Genomic DNA, 3,842 nt, shown 5'->3' with positions numbered 1-3,842 from the left:
CTATGAGAGTACATTTTCATTTCTGATGGAAACAGTGGAAATGAATGGGTATTTTTTTCATAGATTTAGCCGATAGACTAGGTGGCAGAGGAGGGAATAACAAATGAAAAAAATGTTACTAGGTTTAACAATGGGAGCTATGGTGTTCTCATTCAGTCAAGGTACGACCGCAGAAGCTTCATTTTCATCAAATAACCCCACGTGTCAGACTCAGAATACTAATAACTGGTCCGCACGTACTCTAGCAAAACCGGTGGAGTCTTCAAATATAGAAAAACAGTTGTTAGATCAACTTTATACGCAGCTATATGCTGCAGGGTTTAAAACTACTCAAGAAAACCCAGTTGCACAAAAACCAGCTGAAACAGCTAAGCCTGCTGCACAAAAAGCAACACCTGCAGCACCTGCTGCAAAACCGGTGGCTCAAAAGCCAGCAACAAATACACAAACTGCTGAAAAACCGGCAGCTCCGGCAGCTCCTGCAGCACAAGCATCAGGTAATGTTTCTTCAATTGAACAACAAGTTCTTACATTGACGAATCAAGAACGTGCAAAAGAAGGATTGAAACCACTAGCAACTGATGCTGCTTTGATGGACTCTGCTCGTGCAAAATCAGCAGATATGAGCAAGAATAACTATTTCTCACATACAAGTCCAACAATGGGATCCCCATTCGATCAAATGAAAGCTAAAGGCATTCAATACAAGGCTGCTGCTGAAAATATCGCAATGGGTCAAAAAACGGCAGCTGAAGTCGTTAAAGGATGGATGGAATCACCAGGACATCGCGCAAATATCATGAACGGTACTTATACTCATATTGGTATTGGATACGATGCAAACGGTAATTACTGGACACAACAATTCATTCAAAAATAATACAAAAAGCCATCTCAATACATTGAGATGGCTTTTTTTGTTCTATTTTTTTAGGCTCTAATCTTACTTTCCGATTATCGTACATTTACGCTAGGCGCAAATCCACTCTCTCGTTAATCAATAGAAGCAATCTTTAACAGGGCTTTTCTATAGCTTATGAAACAAGTTTCTTGGAACTTGAAAGGGAATCTGCGACACTCCGGCAGAATCACGGGCAGGCAAGACCCCACAGTGAGGGACGAGCGAGAAGGATTGCCAGTTCGTCCACGGAAAGGGAGCAGATTCTGCTCTTTTTTGAATTGGTCTTCTTTAACGTTCTAGATGTTTATCGTACATTTGCGCATGTCCCAAATTCCGGAGGAGTACGTTAAATTTGAGTCGGTTTATTCGATGAATTTGGTCTGCTTGCTTATCCAATTAACATTCTACTACATAAAATATAAATATTTAAACTTCTTTTGTGGGCTTATTAAATGCATAATGGAAACGCTTTTATATATTGGGTGGAAAAGTTTGTCTAGAATAAACGCAAATGGTGAACAATCACCATAAAGGTAGAATTTAATAGGAGGTTTTAATATATGAAAATCAACAATGCAATTGAGGTTTTAGATCGGATGCGCTTATCGAACGGTGCTTACACTGCCAGTATTTCAAAGGACTACAATTTTGTTTGGATACGTGATGTCGTATATACGGTGTTGCCTTTTTTGCAAAGCCAATCTGAGCGGTATGAAAAAGCATATCATGCATTATTTGATCTATTTAAAACCTATGAATGGAAAATCGACATTCACCGTGAACAAAAACCGGTTTATCTTTTTGAATATATTCACTCACGGTATTCCACAGAATTAAAGGAAATGAGCCAAGAATGGGGGCATGCTCAGAATGATGCAATTGGAGCGTTCTTATGGGGAGTAGGGGTGGGTGTGAGCCACGGACAAAAGGTTATCCGTGATGACAAAGATCTCGCTATTGTCCAGAAACTTGTTGACTATCTAGAGTGTCTTCAATACTGGCAGGCAAAGGATAATGGAATGTGGGAAGAGAATATGGAACTGCATGCTTCAAGTGTAGGTGCATGCGTGGCAGGCCTGCGTGCGGTGAAAATGCTCGTTAATGTTAAGGATGAACTGATTCAAAAAGGTGAGGAGACGCTGCGGTTTCTTTTACCACGGGAAAGTGAAACGAAAGAAACAGACTTATCGCTGCTTTCACTTATCTATCCGTATCGGATAGTTGAAAGGAAAACGGCGCTTAAGATAGTCGAGTTGGTCTCCGAACGCCTTGAGCGGACATATGGCTGTATTCGATATCAGAACGATCAGTATTACAACGAAGGAAGCGAAGCTGAATGGTGCTTCGGACTACCTTGGCTAGGATTGTGCTATTTTGAACTGGGCATGTATGATAAGGCTTATGAATATGTAAATAAAACGGAACGAATCGTACCAAATAATTGGGCAGTTCCTGAATTATATATTGGCGGGAAAAATGTGCCAAATGGCAACACACCACTAGCTTGGTCCGTCTCCCTCTCCTATCTGTTTTTAAACCGTATGATAAGTATGCCTACTTCACAATTGACAGGAAATGATTGAGATTAACATACAGGTTTAAACTTAAAGTTTCTTTTGGAACAGAAATAATATATTTTTTATCCACTTTTGACATCAGTCATTCTCAAAATTTGAAAAAGTATGGTGTGTGGGAACTCAGCTAATAACTAATGTACAGCTACCCGAATATAAGAAGAGTTCACGAAAATAGAATGTTATAAAAAATCCTCCAATCCATGAAGGATTTTTTATTTTGTCTAAAATTCTTAATTATTACAAAAATCTAAACAATTTAAAGGTGTTTTTTGATAGATGGCGAATAATTAAAGAGAAGAAATGGTAAATAAATAGAAATAATCATAGGATGAAAGAGGTGTTGAAATGGAAGGAATTATTGAGTTGAATAACCGGCCATACCCAAGTGATTTTGATGTATATCTTTTCCATGAAGGAACACTGTTTGAAAGCTATAAAATGCTCGGCGCTCATATCATTCATGAGAACGATTTTCAAGGTGTGCGTTTTGCGGTTTGGGCTCCACATGCAAAGCAGGTATCCGTCGTGGGTAATTTTAATAATTGGAATGGTACCCAGAACCGAATGGACCGTTTATCTAATTCTGGAATATGGGTACTATTTATTCCCGAGCTTGCACATGGAGACATTTATAAATATGAGGTTACAGGACCGGATGGGCGGAAGGAATTAAAAGCAGACCCGTATGCCTTTTATTCGGAGCAGCGACCTGCTACAGCATCTATCATCTACAATTTAACTACATTTGAATGGCAAGATCAAAAATGGATGACACAGCGAATAAAGAAAGATATTTACAACAAACCGATGATGATTTACGAAGTTCACTTGGCTTCATGGAAACAAAAAGAAAATGGTGAGTTTTATAGTTATCAAGAACTTGCAGACGAATTAGTCGATTATGCAATTGATAATGGCTTTACACATATTGAGTTGATGCCTGTCATGGAGCATCCGTACGATGGTTCATGGGGTTACCAGATAACTGGATATTATTCAGTAACTAGCAGATACGGTACACCTGAGCAATTAATGTATTTTATAGACAAATGCCATCAGAAGGGCCTTGGTGTAATTCTTGATTGGGTGCCTGCCCATTTTTGCAAGGATGGCCATGGTCTTGGGAGGTTCGACGGAACGCCTCTCTTCGAATCAGCAGATCCCATGCGCGCCGAGAGGCCAATCTGGGGAACGTATAGCTTTGACTATAGCAAGCCCGAAGTCATCAGCTTCCTAATCTCAAACGCAATGTTTTGGATGGATATCTATCATGTTGATGGATTTCGGATTGATGCCGTTTCGTCATTGATTTATCTTAATCATGTTAATCCACTTCCTGTAAAATTGAAGAATCAGTATGGTGG

Annotated in this window: 3 protein-coding genes; all 3 read left to right on the top strand. The window is 39.4% G+C overall.

Annotated elements, in window-relative coordinates:
• Positions 1 to 103: 103 nt before the first annotated feature.
• Positions 104 to 880: a CAP domain-containing protein gene (locus AC1DSB_RS15955; RefSeq protein WP_016427324.1), complete on the top strand. Its 777-nt coding sequence runs from the start codon at positions 104 to 106 to the stop codon at positions 878 to 880.
• Between the two features lie 581 nt (positions 881 to 1,461).
• The gene (locus tag AC1DSB_RS15950) at positions 1,462 to 2,484 is read left to right on the top strand and encodes a glycoside hydrolase family 15 protein (RefSeq protein ID WP_016427323.1); all 1,023 of its coding nucleotides are present in this window, start codon (positions 1,462 to 1,464) and stop codon (positions 2,482 to 2,484) included.
• Between the two features lie 339 nt (positions 2,485 to 2,823).
• On the top strand, positions 2,824 to 3,842 hold a 1,019-nt coding region (locus tag AC1DSB_RS15945), incomplete at its 3' end, for an alpha-amylase family glycosyl hydrolase (RefSeq protein ID WP_477587091.1).

This window comes from Paenisporosarcina sp. P4_E4_2 (genome assembly GCF_056401595.1).
The sequence above is the reverse complement of the archived record's forward strand: the minus strand, read 5'-3'. Positions and strand labels throughout refer to the sequence as shown.